This is a genomic window from Pseudomonas sp. A (genome assembly GCF_056270345.1).
In genome coordinates this window covers 1400981-1419590 of sequence record NZ_CM149873.1, presented here as the reverse complement: position 1 = coordinate 1419590, position 18610 = coordinate 1400981, and the positions used below count along the sequence as shown (strand labels likewise).

General features: G+C 64.4%; 16 protein-coding genes and 1 pseudogene. 8 read left to right on the top strand and 9 right to left on the bottom strand.

Features of this window, described 5'->3' with window-relative positions; translation table 11 throughout:
* The first annotated feature begins 170 nt into the window (after positions 1-170).
* The 8 genes from exaC (at position 171) to ppa (ending at position 8651) form a co-directional block, all read left to right on the top strand.
* Entirely contained in the window at positions 171-1691 is a 1521-nt protein-coding gene (gene exaC / locus AC0MAZ_RS06375; RefSeq protein WP_203648175.1) for an acetaldehyde dehydrogenase ExaC, read from the top strand.
* 229 nt (positions 1692-1920) lie between these two features.
* Positions 1921-3369, top strand: a complete 1449-nt coding sequence (gene eat, locus AC0MAZ_RS06370; protein WP_028690369.1) for an ethanolamine permease — start codon at positions 1921-1923, stop codon at positions 3367-3369.
* A gap of 49 nt (positions 3370-3418) precedes the next feature.
* Positions 3419-4813, top strand: coding sequence for an ethanolamine ammonia-lyase subunit EutB (locus AC0MAZ_RS06365; RefSeq protein ID WP_203648176.1), 1395 nt, complete (start codon positions 3419-3421; stop codon positions 4811-4813).
* 8 nt (positions 4814-4821) lie between these two features.
* Positions 4822-5640 carry an ethanolamine ammonia-lyase subunit EutC gene (gene eutC / locus AC0MAZ_RS06360; protein WP_475860679.1) on the top strand — a complete coding sequence of 273 codons (819 nt, stop codon included), beginning with the start codon at positions 4822-4824 and terminating at the stop codon, positions 5638-5640.
* 107 nt (positions 5641-5747) lie between these two features.
* Entirely contained in the window at positions 5748-6206 is a 459-nt protein-coding gene (locus AC0MAZ_RS06355; RefSeq protein ID WP_110737966.1) for a GNAT family N-acetyltransferase, read from the top strand.
* 354 nt (positions 6207-6560) lie between these two features.
* Complete coding sequence (locus AC0MAZ_RS06350) at positions 6561-7208, top strand: DedA family protein (RefSeq protein WP_232857393.1); 648 nt, start codon at positions 6561-6563, stop codon at positions 7206-7208.
* Positions 7209-7215: 7 nt separating this feature from the next.
* Positions 7216-8031, top strand: coding sequence for a M90 family metallopeptidase (locus AC0MAZ_RS06345; RefSeq protein ID WP_203648180.1), 816 nt, complete (start codon positions 7216-7218; stop codon positions 8029-8031).
* Positions 8032-8123: 92 nt separating this feature from the next.
* Positions 8124-8651 carry an inorganic diphosphatase gene (ppa, locus tag AC0MAZ_RS06340; protein WP_203648181.1) on the top strand — a complete coding sequence of 176 codons (528 nt, stop codon included), beginning with the start codon at positions 8124-8126 and terminating at the stop codon, positions 8649-8651.
* 93 nt (positions 8652-8744) lie between these two features.
* Here the strand turns inward: ppa and AC0MAZ_RS06335 are convergent, their stop codons facing one another.
* The 9 genes and pseudogenes from AC0MAZ_RS06335 to miaA all read right to left on the bottom strand — a co-directional run bounded on the left by AC0MAZ_RS06335 (position 8745) and on the right by miaA (position 18610).
* Positions 8745-9449 (bottom strand): methyl-accepting chemotaxis protein, encoded by a 705-nt coding sequence (locus AC0MAZ_RS06335; RefSeq protein ID WP_371349751.1) that lies wholly within the window; start codon positions 9447-9449, stop codon positions 8745-8747.
* A 201-nt stretch (positions 9450-9650) separates the two neighbouring features.
* Positions 9651-9863, bottom strand: a pseudogene (locus tag AC0MAZ_RS06330) (methyl-accepting chemotaxis protein); the annotation flags it as partial.
* Between the two features lie 1123 nt (positions 9864-10986).
* Positions 10987-12279, bottom strand: a complete 1293-nt coding sequence (locus AC0MAZ_RS06325; protein ID WP_028688256.1) for an adenylosuccinate synthase — start codon at positions 12277-12279, stop codon at positions 10987-10989.
* Positions 12280-12334: 55 nt separating this feature from the next.
* Positions 12335-13522, bottom strand: a complete 1188-nt coding sequence (locus tag AC0MAZ_RS06320; RefSeq protein ID WP_110734905.1) for an ATP phosphoribosyltransferase regulatory subunit — start codon at positions 13520-13522, stop codon at positions 12335-12337.
* A 292-nt stretch (positions 13523-13814) separates the two neighbouring features.
* The gene (gene hflC, locus AC0MAZ_RS06315) at positions 13815-14684 is read right to left on the bottom strand and encodes a protease modulator HflC (protein ID WP_203648182.1); all 870 of its coding nucleotides are present in this window, start codon (positions 14682-14684) and stop codon (positions 13815-13817) included.
* The gene (gene hflK / locus AC0MAZ_RS06310; RefSeq protein ID WP_110734900.1) at positions 14684-15868 is read right to left on the bottom strand and encodes an FtsH protease activity modulator HflK; all 1185 of its coding nucleotides are present in this window, start codon (positions 15866-15868) and stop codon (positions 14684-14686) included. Before hflK ends, hflC begins: the two co-directional genes overlap by 1 nt.
* 96 nt (positions 15869-15964) lie before the next feature.
* Positions 15965-17266 carry a ribosome rescue GTPase HflX gene (hflX, locus tag AC0MAZ_RS06305; RefSeq protein WP_023629895.1) on the bottom strand — a complete coding sequence of 434 codons (1302 nt, stop codon included), beginning with the start codon at positions 17264-17266 and terminating at the stop codon, positions 15965-15967.
* A gap of 18 nt (positions 17267-17284) precedes the next feature.
* A complete protein-coding gene (gene hfq / locus AC0MAZ_RS06300; RefSeq protein WP_203648183.1) occupies positions 17285-17545 on the bottom strand; it encodes an RNA chaperone Hfq in 261 nt (86 codons plus the stop codon).
* Positions 17546-17638: 93 nt separating this feature from the next.
* Positions 17639-18610 (bottom strand): tRNA (adenosine(37)-N6)-dimethylallyltransferase MiaA, encoded by a 972-nt coding sequence (gene miaA / locus AC0MAZ_RS06295; protein WP_475860673.1) that lies wholly within the window; start codon positions 18608-18610, stop codon positions 17639-17641.

Here is an 18610-nt window from a genome sequence, read left to right as displayed (position 1 = left end):
CAAACGGTACAAAGTGTCACCCAGGCCGTACCGGCCTTGGCACAGAGCATGGCCAACCGCTTACCGCCCTTGACCCAAGTCATTGATACACAAGGACCTCCAGGCGCTGGCCCGACCTTTGCTCTACGCTAGGAAACTCCGCAACAATCACAACGACCAGGAGACACACCATGCGTTACGCACATCCCGGTACCGAGGGCGCGAAGGTTTCCTTCAAGAGCCGCTACGGCAACTACATCGGTGGTGAGTTCGTTCCTCCGGTAAAGGGTGAGTACTTCACCAACACCTCGCCGGTGAACGGCCAGGCGATCGCCGAGTTCCCCCGCTCCAGCGCCGAAGACATCGAAAAGGCCCTCGACGCCGCCCATGCCGCCGCCGACGCCTGGGGCCGCACCTCGGTGCAGGACCGCTCCAACGTCCTGCTGCGCATCGCCGATCGCATCGAGCAGAACCTCGAACTGCTGGCCATCACCGAGACCTGGGACAACGGCAAGCCGATCCGCGAAACCCTCAACGCCGACATCCCGCTGGCGGTCGATCACTTCCGCTACTTCGCCGGCTGCATCCGCGCCCAGGAAGGCGGCGCCGCCGAGATCAACGAATCCACCGTGGCTTATCACATCCACGAGCCACTGGGCGTGGTCGGGCAGATCATCCCGTGGAACTTCCCGCTGCTGATGGCCGCCTGGAAGCTGGCCCCGGCCCTGGCCGCCGGCAACTGCGTGGTGCTCAAGCCTGCCGAGCAGACGCCGCTGGGCATCACCGTGCTGCTGGAGCTGATCGGCGACCTGCTGCCCAAAGGCGTGCTCAACGTGGTGCAAGGCTATGGCCGCGAGGCCGGTGAAGCCCTGGCCACCAGCAAGCGCATCGCCAAGATCGCCTTCACCGGCTCCACCCCGGTCGGCGCGCATATCATGAAATGCGCCGCCGAGAACATCATCCCGTCCACCGTCGAGCTGGGTGGCAAGTCGCCCAACGTCTACTTCGAGGACATCATGCAGGCCGAGCCGGCCTTCATCGACAAGGCCGCCGAAGGCATGGTGCTGGCGTTCTTCAACCAGGGTGAAGTATGCACCTGCCCGTCGCGCGCCCTGGTGCAGGAGTCGATCTACCCGCAGTTCATGGAAGTGGTGATGAAGAAGGTCCTGCAGATCAAGCGCGGCGACCCGCTGGACACCGACACCATGGTCGGCGCCCAGGCATCCCAGCAGCAGTTCGAAAAGATCCAGTCGTACCTGAAGATTGCCCAGGAAGAAGGCGCCGAGCTGCTCACCGGCGGCAAGGTGGAGCAGCTCGAAGGCGCGCTGGCCAGCGGCTACTACATCCAGCCGACCCTGCTCAAGGGCAACAACAAGATGCGCGTGTTCCAGGAAGAAATCTTCGGCCCGGTGGTCAGCGTCACCACCTTCAAGGACGAAGCCGAGGCCCTGGCCATCGCCAACGACACCGAGTTCGGCCTCGGTGCCGGCGTGTGGACCCGTGACATCAACCGCGCCTACCGCATGGGCCGCGGTATCAAGGCCGGCCGCGTGTGGACCAACTGCTACCACCTGTACCCGGCGCACGCCGCGTTCGGTGGCTACAAGAAGTCCGGCGTCGGCCGTGAAACCCACAAGATGATGCTCGACCACTACCAGCAGACCAAGAACCTGCTGGTGAGCTACGACATCAACCCGCTGGGCTTCTTCTAAACCGCGTCGCCCTTTTCGCGGGTAAACCCGCTCCCACAGATACAGCATAAAATTCAAAATCAGTGCCGAATCTGTGGGAGCGGGCTTGCCCGCGAAGAGGCCAGACCTGCACAAACCAGAAACCAGGGCGGTTCCCGTGCATCAACCGCTCTGGCCCGCTTCCTGCAAAACGAATCACCAGTGGCCGGCAGTCCCTCCGGCAACCTAAGAAAAACAACAGGTGAACCCTATGCCAAGCGATCATTCCGGCAGCGCGCCGGCGAGTTCCTCCGTCGACTTCGAAAAAGTCGGATCGGACTATTTCCAGCAACGTGAACTGAAGAAAGGCGCCGCCGGCTGGGTCCTGCTGGTGGGCCTGGGCGTGGCCTACGTGATCTCCGGCGACTATGCCGGCTGGAACTTCGGCCTGGCCCAGGGTGGCTGGGGCGGCATGTTCCTCGCCACCCTGCTGATGGCCACCATGTACCTGTGCATGTGCTTCTCCCTGGCGGAACTGTCGTCGATGATCCCCACCGCCGGCGGCGGCTACGGCTTCGCCCGCAGCGCCTTCGGCCCCTGGGGCGGGTTCCTCACCGGCACCGCGATCCTCATCGAATACGCCATCGCCCCCGCGGCCATCGCCGTGTTCATCGGCGCCTACTGCCAGTCGCTGTTCGGCATCGGCGGCTGGATGATCTACCTGGCCTTCTACATCGTGTTCATCGGCATCCACATCTTCGGGGTGGGCGAGGCACTCAAGCTGATGTTCATCATCACCGCCGTCGCCGCCATCGCCCTGGCGGTGTTCCTGATCGGCATGGTGCCCCATTTCGATGCAGCCAACCTGTTCGACATCGCCAAGACCGACGCGGTCGGTGCCAGCAGCTTCCTGCCGTTCGGCTATGTCGGCGTGTGGGCGGCGATTCCCTACGCAATCTGGTTCTTCCTCGCGGTCGAGGGCGTACCGCTGGCCGCCGAAGAGACCAAGAACCCGAAACGCGACCTGCCCCGCGGCCTGATCGGCGCGATGCTGGTGCTGCTGGCCTTCGCCCTGCTGATCCTGGTGGTCGGCCCCGGCGGCGCCGGCTCAGAGGCCCTGAAAGCCTCGGGCAACCCGCTGGTCGAGGCGCTGTCCAAGGCCTACGGCGGCTCCACCTGGATGGGCGGCTTCGTCAACCTGGTGGGCCTGGCCGGCCTGATCGCCAGCTTCTTCTCGATCATCTATGCCTATTCGCGGCAGATCTTCGCGCTTTCCCGTGCCGGCTACCTGCCGCGCAAGCTGTCGGAAACCAACAAGAGCAAGGCCCCGGTACTGGCCCTGGTGATCCCCGGCATCATCGGCTTCGCCCTGTCGCTGACTGGCCAGGGCGACCTGCTGATCCTGGTGGCGGTGTTCGGCGCCACGCTGTCCTACGTGCTGATGATGGCCGCGCACATCACCCTGCGTATCCGTCGCCCGAAAATGGAGCGCCCGTACCGCACCCCCGGCGGCATCTTCACCTCGGGCGTGGCCCTGGTGCTGGCCTGCATCGCCGTGGTCGCCGGGTTCCTGGTCGATCCGCGGGTGGTGATTGGCGCTGCGGTGATCTATGCAGTATTAATTGCCTACTTTGCTTTCTACAGCCGTCACCACCTGGTGGCTGGTACCCCGGAAGAGGAATTCGCCGCGATCCAGAAGGCCGAAGAGGCCCTGCACTGATCGCCGACTTGCGCCGCAGGCCAGGCCTGCGGCGCCCTGGAGATTCTGTATGGCAAGTTTCACGCATACGGTGGGCCACCAGGTCTACCGCTTCGACAGCCTCAAAGAGGTGATGGCCAAGGCCAGCCCGGCGCGTTCGGGCGACTACCTGGCGGGGGTCGCCGCCAGCAACGACGGCGAGCGGGTGGCGGCGCAGATGGCCCTGGCCAACATCCCGCTCAAGCACTTCCTCAGCGAGGCGCTGATTCCTTATGAACAGGACGAAGTCACCCGCCTGATCATCGACACCCACGATGCGCAGGCCTTCGCCGCCGTCAGCCACCTGACCGTCGGCGGCCTGCGCGACTGGCTGCTGGGCGAGCAGGCCGACGAGCACAGCCTGCGCGCCCTGGCGCCAGGCCTGACGCCGGAAATGGCGGCGGCGGTATCGAAGATCATGCGCGTGCAGGACCTGGTGCTGGTGGCGCAGAAAATCCGCGTGGTCACCGCCTTTCGCGGCACCATGGGGCTGCGCGGGCGGCTGTCGACGCGCCTGCAGCCCAACCACCCGACCGACGAACCGGCCGGCATCGCCGCGAGCATCCTCGACGGCCTGCTGTACGGCAACGGCGACGCCATGATCGGCATCAACCCGGCCACCGACAGCATCGCCTCGATCTGCGCGCTGCTGGAGATGCTCGACGCGATCATCCAGCGCTACGACATCCCCACCCAGTCCTGTGTGCTGACCCACGTCACCACCTCGATCGAGGCGATCAACCGTGGCGTGCCGCTGGACCTGGTGTTCCAGTCCATCGCCGGCACCGAGGCGGCCAACGCCGGCTTCGGCATCAACCTCAACGTGCTCCAGGAAGGCTACGAGGCGGGCCTGTCGCTCAAGCGCGGCACGCTCGGGCAGAACCTGATGTACTTCGAGACCGGCCAGGGCAGCGCGCTGTCGGCCAACGCCCACCACGGCGTCGACCAGCAGACCTGCGAGACCCGCGCCTACGCCGTGGCCCGCCACTTCAAGCCGTTCCTGGTCAACACCGTGGTCGGCTTCATCGGCCCGGAATACCTGTACAACGGCAAGCAGATCATCCGCGCCGGCCTCGAGGACCACTTCTGCGGCAAGCTGCTGGGCGTGCCGATGGGCTGCGACATCTGCTACACCAACCACGCCGAGGCCGACCAGGACGACATGGACACCCTGCTGACCCTGCTGGGCGTGGCCGGGATCAACTTCATCATGGGCATCCCCGGCTCCGACGACATCATGCTCAACTACCAGACCACCTCGTTCCACGACGCGCTCTACGCGCGCCAGACCCTGGGCCTGAAGCCCGGGCCGGAATTCGAGGCGTGGCTGGAGCGCACCGGCATCTTCACCCAGGCCGACGGCCGCATCCGCTTCGGCGACAACCTGCCGCCGGCCTTCCGCCAGGCCCTGGCACAGCTGGCCTAGAGGTGACCATGGAACGACACGCCCCCACCCCGGACAATCCCTGGCTGGCCCTGCGCAACCTCACCCCGGCGCGCATCGCCCTCGGCCGCACCGGCATCAGCCTGCCGACCGGCGCCCAGCTGGACTTCCAGTTCGCCCACGCCCAGGCCCGCGATGCCGTGCACCTGCCGTTCGACCACATTGGCCTGCGCCAGCAGCTTGGCGAGCGCGGCCGCGACAGCCTGCTACTGCACAGCGCCGCCAGCGACCGCCACCAGTACCTGCAACGCCCGGACCTTGGCCGGCGCCTGCACGAGGACTCGGCGCAGCGCCTGCGCGAGCATGCCCAGGCCAACCCCGGCGGCGTAGACCTGGCGATCGTCGTCGCCGATGGTCTGTCGGCGTTGGCCGTGCACCGCCATACCCTGCCCTTCCTGAGCCGTTTCGAGGAGCAGGCCGCCGCCGATGGCTGGACCAGCGCCCCGGTTATATTGGTGGAGCAAGGCCGGGTCGCGGTGGCCGACGAAGTCGGTGAGCTGCTTGGCGCACGCATGACAGTCATGTTGATCGGCGAGCGCCCGGGCTTGAGTTCGCCCGACAGCCTGGGGCTGTACTTCACCTACGCGCCCAAGGTCGGCCTGACCGACGCCTACCGCAACTGCATCTCCAATGTGCGCCTGGAGGGCCTGAGCTACGGCATGGCCGCCCACCGCCTGCTGTACCTGATGCGCGAAGCGTGCCGACGCCAGCTGTCGGGGGTGAATCTGAAGGACGAAGCAGAGGTCCATAGTATCGACAGTGAAGACTCTGCCGGAAAAAGCTCAAACTTCCTGCTCGGTGAAGGGTAAACAACATGTCACGGAAGGCGGATTGCGCTTCTGGCCTGCTTTAGGCAGCATGCCAGAGGACGCTGCAGGCAATCCGCCGTATCCCCAATGGACTCAGAGGCCCGCCCATGCGCATCATCCAGGCAACCTTGGAACACCTCGACCTGCTCACCCCGCTGTTCGTGAAATATCGCGAGTTCTATGGGCAATTGCCTTACCCGGACAGTTCACGATCCTTCCTCGAGAAGCGCCTCAAGCGCAAGGAATCGATCATCTACCTGGCCCTGCCGGATGACGGCGATGATCGCCTGCTGGGCTTCTGCCAGCTGTACCCGAGCTTCTCCTCGCTGTCACTCAAGCGCGTGTGGATCCTCAATGACATCTACGTGGCCGAGGACTCACGACGCATGCTGGTAGCGGACAACCTGATGCGCGAGGCCAAGAAGATGGCCAAGCAATCCAACGCCGTGCGCATGCGCGTGTCCACCAGCAGCGACAACGAAGTGGCGCGCAAGACTTATGAGTCCATGGGTTTTCGCAAGGACACCGAGTTCGAGAACTATATCTTGCCGATCAGTCAGGATTGAGCGATGCACGGGGCCACCGGCATACAAGATGACCGTACACGTACGCCTGTAGGAGCGGCCTTGTGCCGCGAAAGGGCTGCGAAGCGGCCCCGGGATTTTGGATGCACCAACAATCGTCGGGGCTGCTCCGCAGCCCTTTCGCGGCACAAGGCCGCTCCTACAGAGAATGCGCCTGGTCTGAAAGAGTCGTAACCCCTCGCTACAAACTCTCCGGGCACAATCCGGACTTCGCCGTATAATCCCCTTCCTGTCATGTGCGAAAAGTTACCCGCCTAGCCGGTAAACCTTCCCCAACCATGGCGCTGTCCGTCATCGCGCGCCCGTAGTAGCGGGTCAAGAACACAGGTGCTGTACATGGATTTCAACCCGCTGGACCTCATCCTGCATCTCGATGCCTACCTCGATCTGCTGGTCAACAACTACGGGCCCTGGATCTACGCCATCCTCTTCGCCGTGATCTTCTGCGAGACCGGCCTGGTGGTGATGCCGTTCCTGCCGGGCGACTCGCTGCTGTTCATCGCCGGCGCCGTGGCGGCGGGCGGCGGCATGGACCCGGTGCTGCTGGCCGGCCTGCTGATGACCGCGGCGATCCTCGGCGATAGCACCAACTACGTGATCGGACGCACGGCGGGCGAACGCCTGTTCCGCAACCCCAACTCGAAGATCTTCCGCCAGGACTACCTGCAGCGCACCCACGAGTTCTATGAACGCCATGGCGGCAAGACCGTCACCCTGGCGCGCTTCCTGCCGATCCTGCGCACCTTCGCGCCGTTCGTCGCCGGCATCGCCCACATGCACTACCCGCGCTTCCTGGCCTTCAGCGTGGCCGGTTCGCTGCTGTGGGTGGGCGGCCTGGTGACCCTGGGCTACTTCTTCGGCAACGTGCCGTTCATCAAGCAGCACCTGTCGCTGATGGTGGTCGCCATCATCATCCTGTCGCTGGTGCCGATGATCCTCGGCCTGCTGCGCGGTCGCTTCAGCCGCACGGCCAAGGCCCACTGACCAGCGCATGTGGTCGTTCAGCGCCTGGCGCCGCCGGCGCACCCTGGCCCGTTATCCAGTCGACCCGCGCATGTGGCAGGTGGTCCGCGAGCGCCTGCCGCTGCTGGATGGTATCAGCGACGAGGAAGACCGCTGGCTGCGTGAAGCCAGCGTGCTGTTCCTGCATGACAAGCACCTGACTACCCTGCCGGGCGTCGAGCTGGACGACGAGCAGCGCCTGTTCCTCGCCGCCCAGGCCCAATTGCCGCTGCTGCACCTGGGCGAGCTGAACTGGTACCAGGGCTTCCACGAGATCATCCTCTACCCCGACGACTTCAAGAGCCCTCAGCGCCACCGCGACGCCAGCGGCGTCGAGCATGTGTGGGATGCCGAGCACAGTGGCGAAGCCTGGCAGCAGGGCCCGGTGATCCTGGCCTGGCCCGGGGTCCTGGCCAGCGGCGGCTGGGAAGCCTACAACCTGGTGATCCACGAGCTGGCGCACAAGCTGGACATGCTCAACGGCGACGCCAACGGCCTGCCGCCCCTGCACCACGGCATGCGCGTCGAGGACTGGGCCCAGGCCATGCAGCAGGCCTATGACGCGATGAATCGCCAGCTCGATGCCGACCCGGACGCCGAAACGGCCATCGATCCCTACGCCGCGGAAAACCCTGCCGAGTTCTTTGCCGTCACCAGTGAATACTTCTTCAGCGCCCCCGATCTGCTGCACCAGGCTTACCCGCAGGTCTACCAGCAGCTGTCGCTGTTCTATCGCCAGGATCCGCTCGAGCGTCTGATGCACCTTCAGGCCGAACACCCGGACTACCGCGAAAGCCACGCCTGAACGCCCGCACATCAGGCCGGACGTGGCACCCACCGTGGGAATGTGCCTATAATCGCCGCCACTTTTTTGTTCAAACACGGGGGCATTGCCCAATGAGCTACAGCAAGATTCCAGCCGGCAAAGACCTGCCGAACGACATCTACGTCGCCATCGAAATCCCGGCCAACCACGCGCCGATCAAGTACGAGATCGACAAGGACAGCGATGCCCTGTTCGTCGACCGTTTCATGGCCACCCCGATGTTCTACCCGGCCAACTACGGCTACATCCCCAACACCCTGGCCGACGACGGTGATCCGCTGGACGTGCTGGTCGTTACCCCGTACCCGGTTGCCCCAGGCTCGGTGATCCGCGCCCGTCCGGTCGGCATCCTGAACATGACCGACGACGGCGGCGGCGACGCCAAGGTCATCGCTGTTCCGCACGACAAGCTGAGCCAGCTGTACGTTGACGTGAAGGAATACACCGACCTGCCAGCCCTGCTGATCCAGCAGATCGAGCACTTCTTCGCGAACTACAAGGATCTCGAGAAGGGCAAATGGGTCAAGATCGAAGGCTGGGAAGGCGCCGACGCCGCCCGCGCCGCGATCACCAAGTCGGTCGCTGCCTACAAGGGCTGAGCCTGACACAAGAAAAGCCCTGCTTCGGCAGGGCTTTTTCATGGGCGTTCGGCAACGGACATTGCCCAACGCAGGCGCTATAAAGGCGCAATATCAGGCCCTGAACTGCCCCAGGCTGGCCCGCAACTGCGCCGCCAGGTCGTCCAGCACCTTGCTGCTGGCCGTGGTCTGCATCACTACCTCGGCCGAACGCTCAGCCTGGGCATGGATGTTCTCCACCCGCCCACGTACCGCCTGCGCGCCATTGGCCTGCTGCTCCGCCGCACGGGTGGCCAGGCCGATCGCCGCATGCACCTGTTCCACTGCCGCCTGCACCGACTGCTGGCGCCGCTCGTTGTCGCGCAGCACCAGCAGGCCCTCGCTGGCCTGGCGCCCAGCCTGGCTGATGGTCGCCACCGCCTCCTTGGCCCCCTGCTGCAAGGCGGCGATATGCGACTGGATATCCCCGGTCGAACTCTGCGTCTTGCTCGCCAGCGCCCGCACCTCGTCGGCCACCACGGCGAAGCCGCGCCCGGTTTCCCCGGCCCGCGCCGCCTCGATGGCGGCGTTCAGCGCCAACAGATTGGTCTGCTCGGCGATACCATGGATCACCGTCAACACCACCTCGATCTGTTCGCTCTGCTTGGCCAGCCGCTCGATCACCTGGGAGCCGGTCTGTACCTCACCGGCCAGGTTCTCGATCAACCGCGCCAGCTGGGTAGAGGCGCGGCTGTTCTCATCGGTGGCCTGGCGAATGTCCACCACCTGCTGCAACGCCGCCTGCATGGCATGGCTCTCGGCCTGGGCCTCGTCGGCCATGCTCGACAGGTCGCGCAGGCTGGCCGCCACTTCGTCGCGCTGCAGCGCAGCGGCAGCATCGGCCCCCGCGTTGCGCTGGGCCATGCTGCCGATCTCCACGCCAGTGCGCTGTGCCACCTCACCGGCCTCGCGAACGATGGGCTGGAGCTTGTCGACGAAGCGGTTGACCGCCGAGGCCATGTCACCGATCTCGTCACGGCTGTCGAGCTTGACCCGCTTGGTCAGGTCGCCCTCGCCCGCGGCCAGGTCGTTCAGCGCGGCGATCAGCAGGCCGAGCTTGCTCAGTACCCGGCGCCCGAGCACCACCGCCACCACCAGCAGCACGCCCAACCCGACCAGCACCAGGCCCAGGCCGATGCGCCAGCGCAGCTCGGCGGCGGCATCGCGCACGGTCTGCGCGGTATTGGCCTGCATCGCCGTGGCGCTGTTCTGGGCCGTCTCCAACCGCGCGCGCAGGGCCTTGCCGCTGTCGGCGGCGGCAGCCACCAGGCTGTCGCCGACCAGTTGCTCGCCGCTGGCGATCAGTGCGGCGAAGCGCTGGTCGAGGGCCTTGAGCTCCTGGTCGACGCCCGCGGTGGAGACGCCCATCAGCACCTTGCCGATCTCGGCACCGTTGGGGTTGATCGAGGCCTCGACGTAGTACACCGACGGGTCCTTGCGTGCGGCATCCAGCACCTTGTCCAGCGCCCGCTCGCCCTGCCCCTTGTCCATCAACGCCTGGTTGATCGGGTTCTGCCGGTTGAGGTAGCGGGTCAGGTGCTGGCCCTGGGCGTCGTCATAGATGACGAACAGCACGTTGGGATTGCGCTGGGCACGGCGGGCGAAGTCCGACAGCGTCGGCACGTCGTTGTCCCAGATCGCCCGCGGCGCTACCGAGGCCAGCAGCTCGGCCATGTCGTTGGCCGAATCCTTGAGGTTCTTTTCCAAGGTGGCGCGCAATTGCTGCTGCTCGGCCTGCAGCCGCTCGGAAAGGCCGGCGCTTAGGCGCTGGCGGGTACTGGCCGACAGGCTGTCGAGCCCGGCGCGGACATCCTGCCCGGCCTGCTCGAGTTCGGCGGCCAGTTTCTGGCTGTCGTTGCCCAGGCGCGCCCCCAAATCGGCCTCCAGGGCGGTGACCGTGCTCCGTGTCAGTGCAACGGCGACCAGCACCTGCACCAGAAGAGCGATACCAAGCGCAACAAACACAGGCCGCAAGAGGCGGCTTCGTAACAGTGAAAGGATGGCAGACACGTTGTAACCCTCGTGTTTCTGGCGCCATTACTTTGATGGCATCGTCAGAAGCTTCTTACAGCAAGGGTTGTGCCGAAGGCAGCAGGTAAAAATGCCAGGTCGGGCGGCATCTGTACCTGTGACAGAGTTGAAAGCAAAGCAACATCTCTGTGGGAGCGGGTTTACCCGCGAATGCAATGCTGGATTCACCGCCGCATTCGCGGGTAAACCCGCTCCCACAGAGACTCGACAGTACTGCCATACAGAAACAAAAACGCCGCGTTCCCTTGCGGGAACGCGGCGTTCAATCAGCTATCGAAGCGGCCGATCAGGCAAACGGATGACGCAGCACGATGGTCTCGTTGCGGTCCGGGCCGGTCGAGATGATGTCGATCGGCGCGCCGACCAGCTCCTCGATACGCTTGATGTAGTTGCGCGCGGCTTGCGGCAGCTCTTCCAGGGTTTTCACGCCCAGGGTCGACTCGCTCCAGCCCGGCATCTCTTCGTACACCGGCTCCAGGCCGATGTAGCTGTCGGCATCGGACGGCGCGTCGATGACGGCACCGTTCTCGTTCTTGTAGCCAACGCAGATGTTGATGGTTTCCAGGCCGTCCAGTACGTCCAGCTTGGTCAGGCAGATGCCCGAGATGCTGTTGACGTCGATGGCGCGACGCAGGATGACGGCGTCGAACCAGCCGCAACGACGGGCGCGGCCGGTAGTCGAGCCGAACTCGTGACCACGCTTGGCCAGGGTGGCGCCGGTCTCGTCGAACAGTTCGGTCGGGAACGGACCGGAACCGACGCGAGTGGTGTAGGCCTTGGTGATGCCCAGGATGTAGTCCAGGTACATCGGGCCAACGCCGGAACCGGTGGAGATGCCGCCGGCGGTGGTGTTGGAGCTGGTGACGTACGGGTAGGTACCGTGGTCGATGTCCAGCAGCGAGCCCTGGGCGCCTTCGAACATGATGTCCTTGCCGGCGCGGCGCAGGTTGTGCAGTTCGGCGGTGACGTCGAGCATCATCGGCTTGAGCTGCTCGGCGTAGGCCATGCACTCGTCCAGGGTCTGCTGGAAGTCGATGGCCGGCTCTTTGTAGTAGTTCACCAGCTGGAAGTTGTGGTAGTCCAGCAGCTCACCGAGCTTGGCGGCGAAACGCTCGCGGTGGAACAGGTCGCCGACGCGCAGGCCGCGACGGGCCACCTTGTCTTCGTAGGCCGGGCCGATGCCACGACCGGTGGTGCCGATCTTGGCTTCGCCACGGGCCTTCTCACGGGCCTGGTCGAGGGCCACATGGTACGACAGGATCAGCGGGGCGGCCGGGCTGATGCGCAGGCGCTCGCGCACTGGCACGCCCTTCTCTTCCAGCTTGGTGATTTCACGCATCAGGGCGTCAGGAGCAACGACCACGCCGTTGCCGATCAGGCACTGCACGCCTTCACGCAGGATGCCAGAGGGAATCAGGTGCAGAACGGTCTTCTCACCGTTGATCACCAGGGTGTGGCCCGCGTTGTGGCCACCTTGGTAGCGCACTACGGCGGCAGCATGTTCGGTCAGCAGATCGACGATCTTGCCTTTGCCCTCATCACCCCACTGGGTGCCCAGGACGACGACATTCTTACCCATAACACTTGTCCTCATTCACGCAACTTGGTTGCCGGCCCACTGCCGGCGAAGAATCTCAATGGGTCAGCGGCAGAACCTGCCAGCGCCCGTCTTGCTGAATCAATTGCCGATCACAATCCGCTTCGAAGGCAGCACTCAACGGCTGGCCAGGCAGGGCCTGGACCACACGCTGGCCTTCGTTGCGCAACTGGCAGACTTGCTGCCAGAGGGCCGCATCGCTGCTGTCGGGCATCCAGATGCCGCCAGCAGGCAATACGACCTCCGCTCGCCCCAGTGTGACCAGGGTCTTCAAATCCGTGGAGAATCCGGTGGCCGGGCGTGCCCGGCCGAAATCGGCGCCGATGTCGTCGTAGCGACCGCCCTGGGCGATCGACTGACCTTCGCCCGGCACGAACACCGCGAACACCACGCCGGTGTGATAGTTGTAGCCGCGCAGCTCGCCGAGGTCGAAGTACAACGGCAGGTCCGGGTAGCGCGACGCCAGGCGATCGGCGATCGCCAGCAGGTCGTCCAGCGCCGCCAGCACGCTGGCCGGGGCACGGCCCAGGCGCACACGGGCCTCGGCCAGCACTTCACGGCCGCCGCACAACTCGACCAGGGCGCGCAGCATGTTGCCCAGGTCCTTCGGCAGGTCGGCGGTGAGCGCCTGCACTTCGTCGACCGCCTTGCGCTGCAGGGCGTCGAACAGCTGCTGCTCGACCGCGCCAGACAGGTTGGCGGCGCGGGCCAGGCCGCGGTAGATACCGACGTGGCCAAGGTCCATGTGCACATCCGGCACATCGGTCAGCTGCAGCGTGGCGAGCATCAGGCTGATGACCTCGACATCACTGGTGGGGCTGGCGTCGCCGTACAGCTCGGCGCCCAGTTGGATCGGGCTGCGCGAGGTGGACAGGGCACGCGGTTGCGCGTGCAGCACGCTGCCGGCGTAGCACAGGCGGCTCGGGCCTTCACGGCGCAAGGTGTGGGCGTCGATACGCGCCACCTGCGGGGTGAAGTCGGCACGGAAGCCCATCAGGCGGCCGGACTGTGGGTCGACGACCTTGAAGGTGCGCTGGTCCAGGTCCTGGCCGGCGCCGGTGAGCAGCGACTCCAGGTACTCGATATGCGGCGTGACGACCAGTTCGTAACCCCAACTCTGGAACAGGTCCAACACCTGACGCCGCGCGATCTCGATGCGCGCGGCCTCAGGTGGCAGTACTTCCTCGATGCCATCTGGCAGCAGCCAGCGGTCTACCGTTGCCATTACGCCATTTCCCCTCTGGTCCGGGCGGCCTGCCCGCAGGCGAGCCGTGAGTAAAGCAGGCGTTGGCGCACAATAGCGGGCAGCACCGATCCCAGCGCAACCACCGTACCCAACACCCTCGAATTGCCTTGCGTCCTGACCAAACCGTCAACAAGCCATGGGCCGATCAACCTTGCAGACGCAAAAAAGCCGGGAATTTCCCGGCTGCCGCATCATACACCCCTTTTCATTCAGGATGCACCCCGCCTGGCATTTTAGCTGCCAGACGGGGCGCCCCGTCATGAGAGCAGCATCAGGGCTTGCTCTTGTCCAGGTAACGGAAGAACTCGTTCTTCGGGTCCAGGACCAGTACGTCGCTCTTGCTCGAGAAGCTCTCGCGGTAGGCCTGCAGGCTACGGTGGAACGCATAGAAATCAGCGTCCTGGCTGTAGGCCTTGGCGTAGATGGAGGCCGCCTGGGCGTCGCCATCACCGCGGGTCTCTTCCGCTTCACGATACGCCTCGGCCAGCAGCACGCGGCGCTGACGGTCGGCGTCGGCACGAATACCTTCGGCCAGCTCGTTACCCTTGGCGCGGTGCTCGCGAGCCTCACGCTCACGCTCGGTGCTCATGCGGTCGAACACGCTACGGTTGACTTCCTTCGGCAGGTCGATGGCCTTGACGCGAACGTCGACCACTTCGATACCCAGCTCCTTGCTGGCCATGCGGTTCAGCGAAGCGGTGATGTCAGCCATCAACGCGTCACGCTCACCGGACACCACTTCGTGCAGGGTGCGTTTACCGAACTGGTCACGCAGGCCGCTTTCCAGACGACGCGACAGACGCTCGTCGGCGATCTGCTTCATGCCCGAGGTCGCGGTGTAGAAGCGCTCGGCGTCCTTGACCCGCCACTTGGCGTAGGCATCGACCATCACCGCCTTCTTCTCCAGGGTCAGGAAACGCTGGGTCGGGGCGTCGAGGGTCATCAGGCGGGCATCGAACTTGCGCACCTGGTTCACGTACGGCACCTTCACGTGCAGGCCGGGCTGGACATCAGCCTTGACCACGCGGCCGAACTGCAGCAATACCGCGCGCTCGGTCTGCGAGACGATGTAGAAGCAGTTCCAGGCGACGATCGCCAGCACCACGGCGCCAATCAGGGCGAACAGCGATTTATTGCTCATCAGCGGCTCTCCCTGGAACGCAGCGGCGGTTGTTGTTGCAGGTCCTGCGCGGCACGTGCGGCGGCGTCGTTGACCGACGGCGAAACTCCGCTGACCGGCGCTGGCGTGCTGTTGCGGCTGCCTTCGACCATCTTGTCCAGTGGCAGGTAGAGCAGGTTGTTCTGCCCGTCCTTGGTCGCCACCATGACCTTGCTGGAGTTGCTGTACACCTCCTGCATGGTTTCCAGGTACAGACGCTGACGGGTCACGTCCGGCGCCTTGCGGTACTCGGCAACCAGCTTGGTGAAGCGATCGGCCTCACCCTTGGCACGGGCGATTACCTCATCGCGGTAGCCATTGGCGTCCTCGATGATGCGCTGCGCCTGACCGCGGGCCTCGGGCACCACGCCGTTGGCGTAGGACTCGGCCTGGTTGCGCGCACGCTGTTCGTCTTCACGGGCACGGATCACGTCGTCGAAGGCTTCCTGTACTTCACGCGGAGCTGCCGCGCTCTGCACGTTGACCTGGGTGACGGTGATACCGGTGCGGTAGGTGTCGAGGAAACGCTGCAGACGCTCGCGGATGTCCACGGCCATCTGCTCGCGGCCTTCGGTCAGCACCTGGTCCATCGAGGTGGAACCCACCACGTGGCGCAGGGCGCTGTCGGTCGCATGCTGCAGGCTGACTTCCGGCTGGTCGACGTTGAGCACGAAGTCCTGCAGGTTGCTGATGCGGTACTGCACGGTCAGCGGCACCTCGACGATGTTCTCGTCTTCGGTGAGCATCTGGCCCTGCTTGGTGTAAGCCCGCTCGCGAGTCACGTTTTCCATGTACTTGCGGTCGATCGGCGGGAAGTAGATGTTCAGGCCGGGACCGACGGTCTCGTAGTACTTGCCGAAGCGCAGCACCACGGCCTGCTCCTGCTCGTCCACCACGTACACGGCGTTGTACAGCCAGATGGCCGCCAGCACCGCCAGGCCGATACCCAGCAAGCCATAGCTGCCGCCCTTGCCGATATTGCGGTCGCCACCGCCACCGCGTTTCTTGCCACTGCCGAACATGCCGTTCAGGCTGTCCTGCAGCTTGCGGAAGGCCTCGTCGAGATCCGGTGGACCTTTCTTGTCGCCACCACCGCCGCCGCCGTTACGGCGACCGCCCCAGGGATCCTGATTGTTCGAGTTGCCACCCGGCTCGTTCCAAGCCATAGCGCTCTCCATCTGATAAAGCAAAGACGCGCCCACGGCGCGCCGTCCAATGCTACAGAATGCCTGTCACCGCTGCCCGACGACCTCGACGGGCATTTATTGCAAAGTGTGTTGCTCGACAAACACTTGCGGCTCCATGCCTTCGCGGCTGACCAGGCGATTCAACTCGACCCTGGGCAGTCGCACGCTCAGCAGGCTGCGCCCTTCTTCATCATGCTCTTCACTCTGCACGGCACCCAGGGCAAAGAATTGCGCGCGCAGGCGGGCAAACCGTTGCTCCAGGCACAGGGTTCCGACATACAGGTCATCCCCCAGCAACTCGGCAATCGCCTGGCCAACCAGCTCCAGGCCTCGACCATCGCGTGCCGATACCCAGACCCGCTGCGGCTTGCCATCGGCATCGCGCTGGATCTGCGGCTCGACATCTTCGAGCAGGTCGAGTTTGTTATAGACCTCGAGGATCGGCAAGCTCTCGGCCCCGATCTCACCCAATACCGCCAGCACCTGCTCGATCTGCTCCATGCGCTCGGGCTCATGGGCGTCGATCACGTGCAGCAGCAGGTCGGAGTTGCTCGACTCTTCGAGCGTAGCCCGAAATGCCTCGACCAGCTTGTGCGGCAGGTGGCGAATGAAGCCCACGGTGTCGGCCAGCACGATCGGCCCCAGGTCGGCCAGTTCGAGCCGGCGCAAGGTCGGGTCGAGGGTGGCGAACAACTGGTCCGCGGCATACACGTCGGATTGCGTCAGGGCGTTGAACAAGGTCGACTTGCCGGCGTTGGTGTAGCCCACCAGCGAAACCGACGGAATGTCCGCGCGTTTGCGCCCGCGACGGGCCTGCTCACGCTGGCTGCGCACCTTCTCAAGGCGTGCCTTGATCTGGCGCAGACGCACCCGCAGCAGGCGGCGGTCGGTTTCCAGCTGGGTCTCGCCCGGGCCGCGCAGGCCAATACCACCTTTCTGTCGCTCAAGGTGGGTCCAGCCGCGCACCAGCCGCGTGCTCATGTGCTCGAGCTGGGCCAGTTCGACCTGCAGCTTGCCTTCGTGAGTACGCGCCCGTTGGGCGAAGATATCGAGAATCAGCCCGGTACGGTCCAGCACGCGACACTCGAAGACACGTTCGAGGTTGCGTTCCTGGCTGGGCGTGAGGGTGTGATTGAAAATCACCAGATCGGCTTCGGCCGAATGGACCAGGTCGCGTAGCTCCTCGACCTTGCCGCTGCCGATCAGAAACTTGGCGGTGGGCTGATGCCGCGCCACTGTTACCAGCGAAACGATATCGGCTCCGGCCGACAGCGCCAGCTCCTGAAACTCCTGCGGGTCTTCGCGCGCCTCAGGGTTCTGACCTTCCAAGTGAACGAGCAGCGCTCGCTCACCACCACCGTGGCGCTCAAAGAACAATGCAGGCTCCTACTATTTTCAAGCGTTGCCTGGCTCGCTGTCACCGTGCTCGGCATCGGTCGGGCTTGGCAGGCGAACCGGACGTGCCGGGACGACGGTCGAAATGGCGTGCTTGTAGACCATCTGGCTGACGGTATTCTTCAGCAGCACGACGAACTGGTCGAAGGATTCGATCTGGCCCTGCAGCTTGATCCCGTTGACCAGATAGATCGAAACCGGGACTTTTTCTTTTCTCAAGGTGTTCAAGTAAGGGTCTTGTAGCGAATGCCCTTTTGACATATGCCGCACTCCTGTAAGGATCAATAGTAGAAAAACTGGAAATTCGATGATTCATGCCGTTTTTCGTAAGAATAGACGGCTATAAGCAGGGACTCAGCTCAATATGGAGACGGCCCCAAGGTATTTCAAGGTGCGGGACAGATTGTCGCAGGCCAGGCTATCCAGCCAGTGCACGCCTTCCCAGCCGCGCAACCAGGTGAACTGCCGCTTGGCCAGCTGGCGCGTGGCAATGATACCGCGTTCACGCATCTCATTCTCAGTCAGCTGACCGTCGAGATAATCCCAGACCTGTCGATAGCCCACTGCCCGTATAGACGGCAGCCCCGCGTGCAAGTCACTTCTGGCACGCAGCGATCGGACCTCATCGACGAAGCCCTGTTCCAGCATCTGCGAAAATCGTAGCGCAATTCGCTGATGCAAAATGTGACGATCTGTAGGAGCAATCGCCAAACTCGCGACAGTATAGGGCAAATGCCCGTTCGCGCCTGCGTCTGCGTCGCGACTTTCCGCGAATTGACGCTGGCGGTGGGCGGTCATGCTCTCGCCGCTCACCCGGTATACCTCGAGCGCGCGGATAAGACGCTGCGGGTCATTCGGATGGATGCGCGCGGCTGATTCCGGGTCGACTTCGGCCAGTTGCCGATGCAATTCAGCCAGCCCCAGCGCACTTACCTGCGCCTCGAGCTCGGCGCGCACGGCGGCGTCGGCCGGTGGCATGTCAGCCAGACCATCGACCAGGGCCTTGTAATAGAGCATGGTGCCGCCCACCAGCAGCGGGATCTTGCCGCGCGCGGTGATCTCGGCCATGGCTTCAAGGGCGTCGGTGCAGAACTGCTTGGCCGAATAGCTTTCGACCGGGTCAAGAATGTCGATCAGCCGATGCGGATGAGCGGCCAGGATCTCTTTCGAAGGTTTGGCAGTGCCAATATCCATGCCGCGATAGACCAACGCCGAATCGACGCTGATCAGCTCGCAGGGCAGCACCTGGGTCAGCTCGATGGCAAGGTCGGTCTTGCCGGCCGCAGTCGGTCCCATGAGGAATATCGCCGGGGGTTTTGCGCTCAT

What these genes read in the sequence shown, in the direction of transcription:
- exaC (WP_203648175.1), top strand. Translation starts at nt 171, where the DNA reads ATGCGTTACGCACATCCCGGTACCGAGGGCGCGAAGGTTTCCTTCAAG.
- ppa (WP_203648181.1), top strand. Translation starts at nt 8,124, where the DNA reads ATGAGCTACAGCAAGATTCCAGCCGGCAAAGACCTGCCGAACGACATC.
- eutC (WP_475860679.1), top strand. Translation starts at nt 4,822, where the DNA reads ATGGAACGACACGCCCCCACCCCGGACAATCCCTGGCTGGCCCTGCGC.
- eat (WP_028690369.1), top strand. Translation starts at nt 1,921, where the DNA reads ATGCCAAGCGATCATTCCGGCAGCGCGCCGGCGAGTTCCTCCGTCGAC.
- AC0MAZ_RS06350 (WP_232857393.1), top strand. Translation starts at nt 6,561, where the DNA reads ATGGATTTCAACCCGCTGGACCTCATCCTGCATCTCGATGCCTACCTC.
- miaA (WP_475860673.1), bottom strand. Translation starts at nt 18,610, where the DNA reads ATGAGCGCAAAACCCCCGGCGATATTCCTCATGGGACCGACTGCGGCC.
- AC0MAZ_RS06345 (WP_203648180.1), top strand. Translation starts at nt 7,216, where the DNA reads ATGTGGTCGTTCAGCGCCTGGCGCCGCCGGCGCACCCTGGCCCGTTAT.
- hflK (WP_110734900.1), bottom strand. Translation starts at nt 15,868, where the DNA reads ATGGCTTGGAACGAGCCGGGTGGCAACTCGAACAATCAGGATCCCTGG.
- hflC (WP_203648182.1), bottom strand. Translation starts at nt 14,684, where the DNA reads ATGAGCAATAAATCGCTGTTCGCCCTGATTGGCGCCGTGGTGCTGGCG.
- hfq (WP_203648183.1), bottom strand. Translation starts at nt 17,545, where the DNA reads ATGTCAAAAGGGCATTCGCTACAAGACCCTTACTTGAACACCTTGAGA.
- AC0MAZ_RS06325 (WP_028688256.1), bottom strand. Translation starts at nt 12,279, where the DNA reads ATGGGTAAGAATGTCGTCGTCCTGGGCACCCAGTGGGGTGATGAGGGC.
- AC0MAZ_RS06320 (WP_110734905.1), bottom strand. Translation starts at nt 13,522, where the DNA reads ATGGCAACGGTAGACCGCTGGCTGCTGCCAGATGGCATCGAGGAAGTA.
- AC0MAZ_RS06355 (WP_110737966.1), top strand. Translation starts at nt 5,748, where the DNA reads ATGCGCATCATCCAGGCAACCTTGGAACACCTCGACCTGCTCACCCCG.
- AC0MAZ_RS06365 (WP_203648176.1), top strand. Translation starts at nt 3,419, where the DNA reads ATGGCAAGTTTCACGCATACGGTGGGCCACCAGGTCTACCGCTTCGAC.
- AC0MAZ_RS06335 (WP_371349751.1), bottom strand. Translation starts at nt 9,449, where the DNA reads ATGGCCGACGAGGCCCAGGCCGAGAGCCATGCCATGCAGGCGGCGTTG.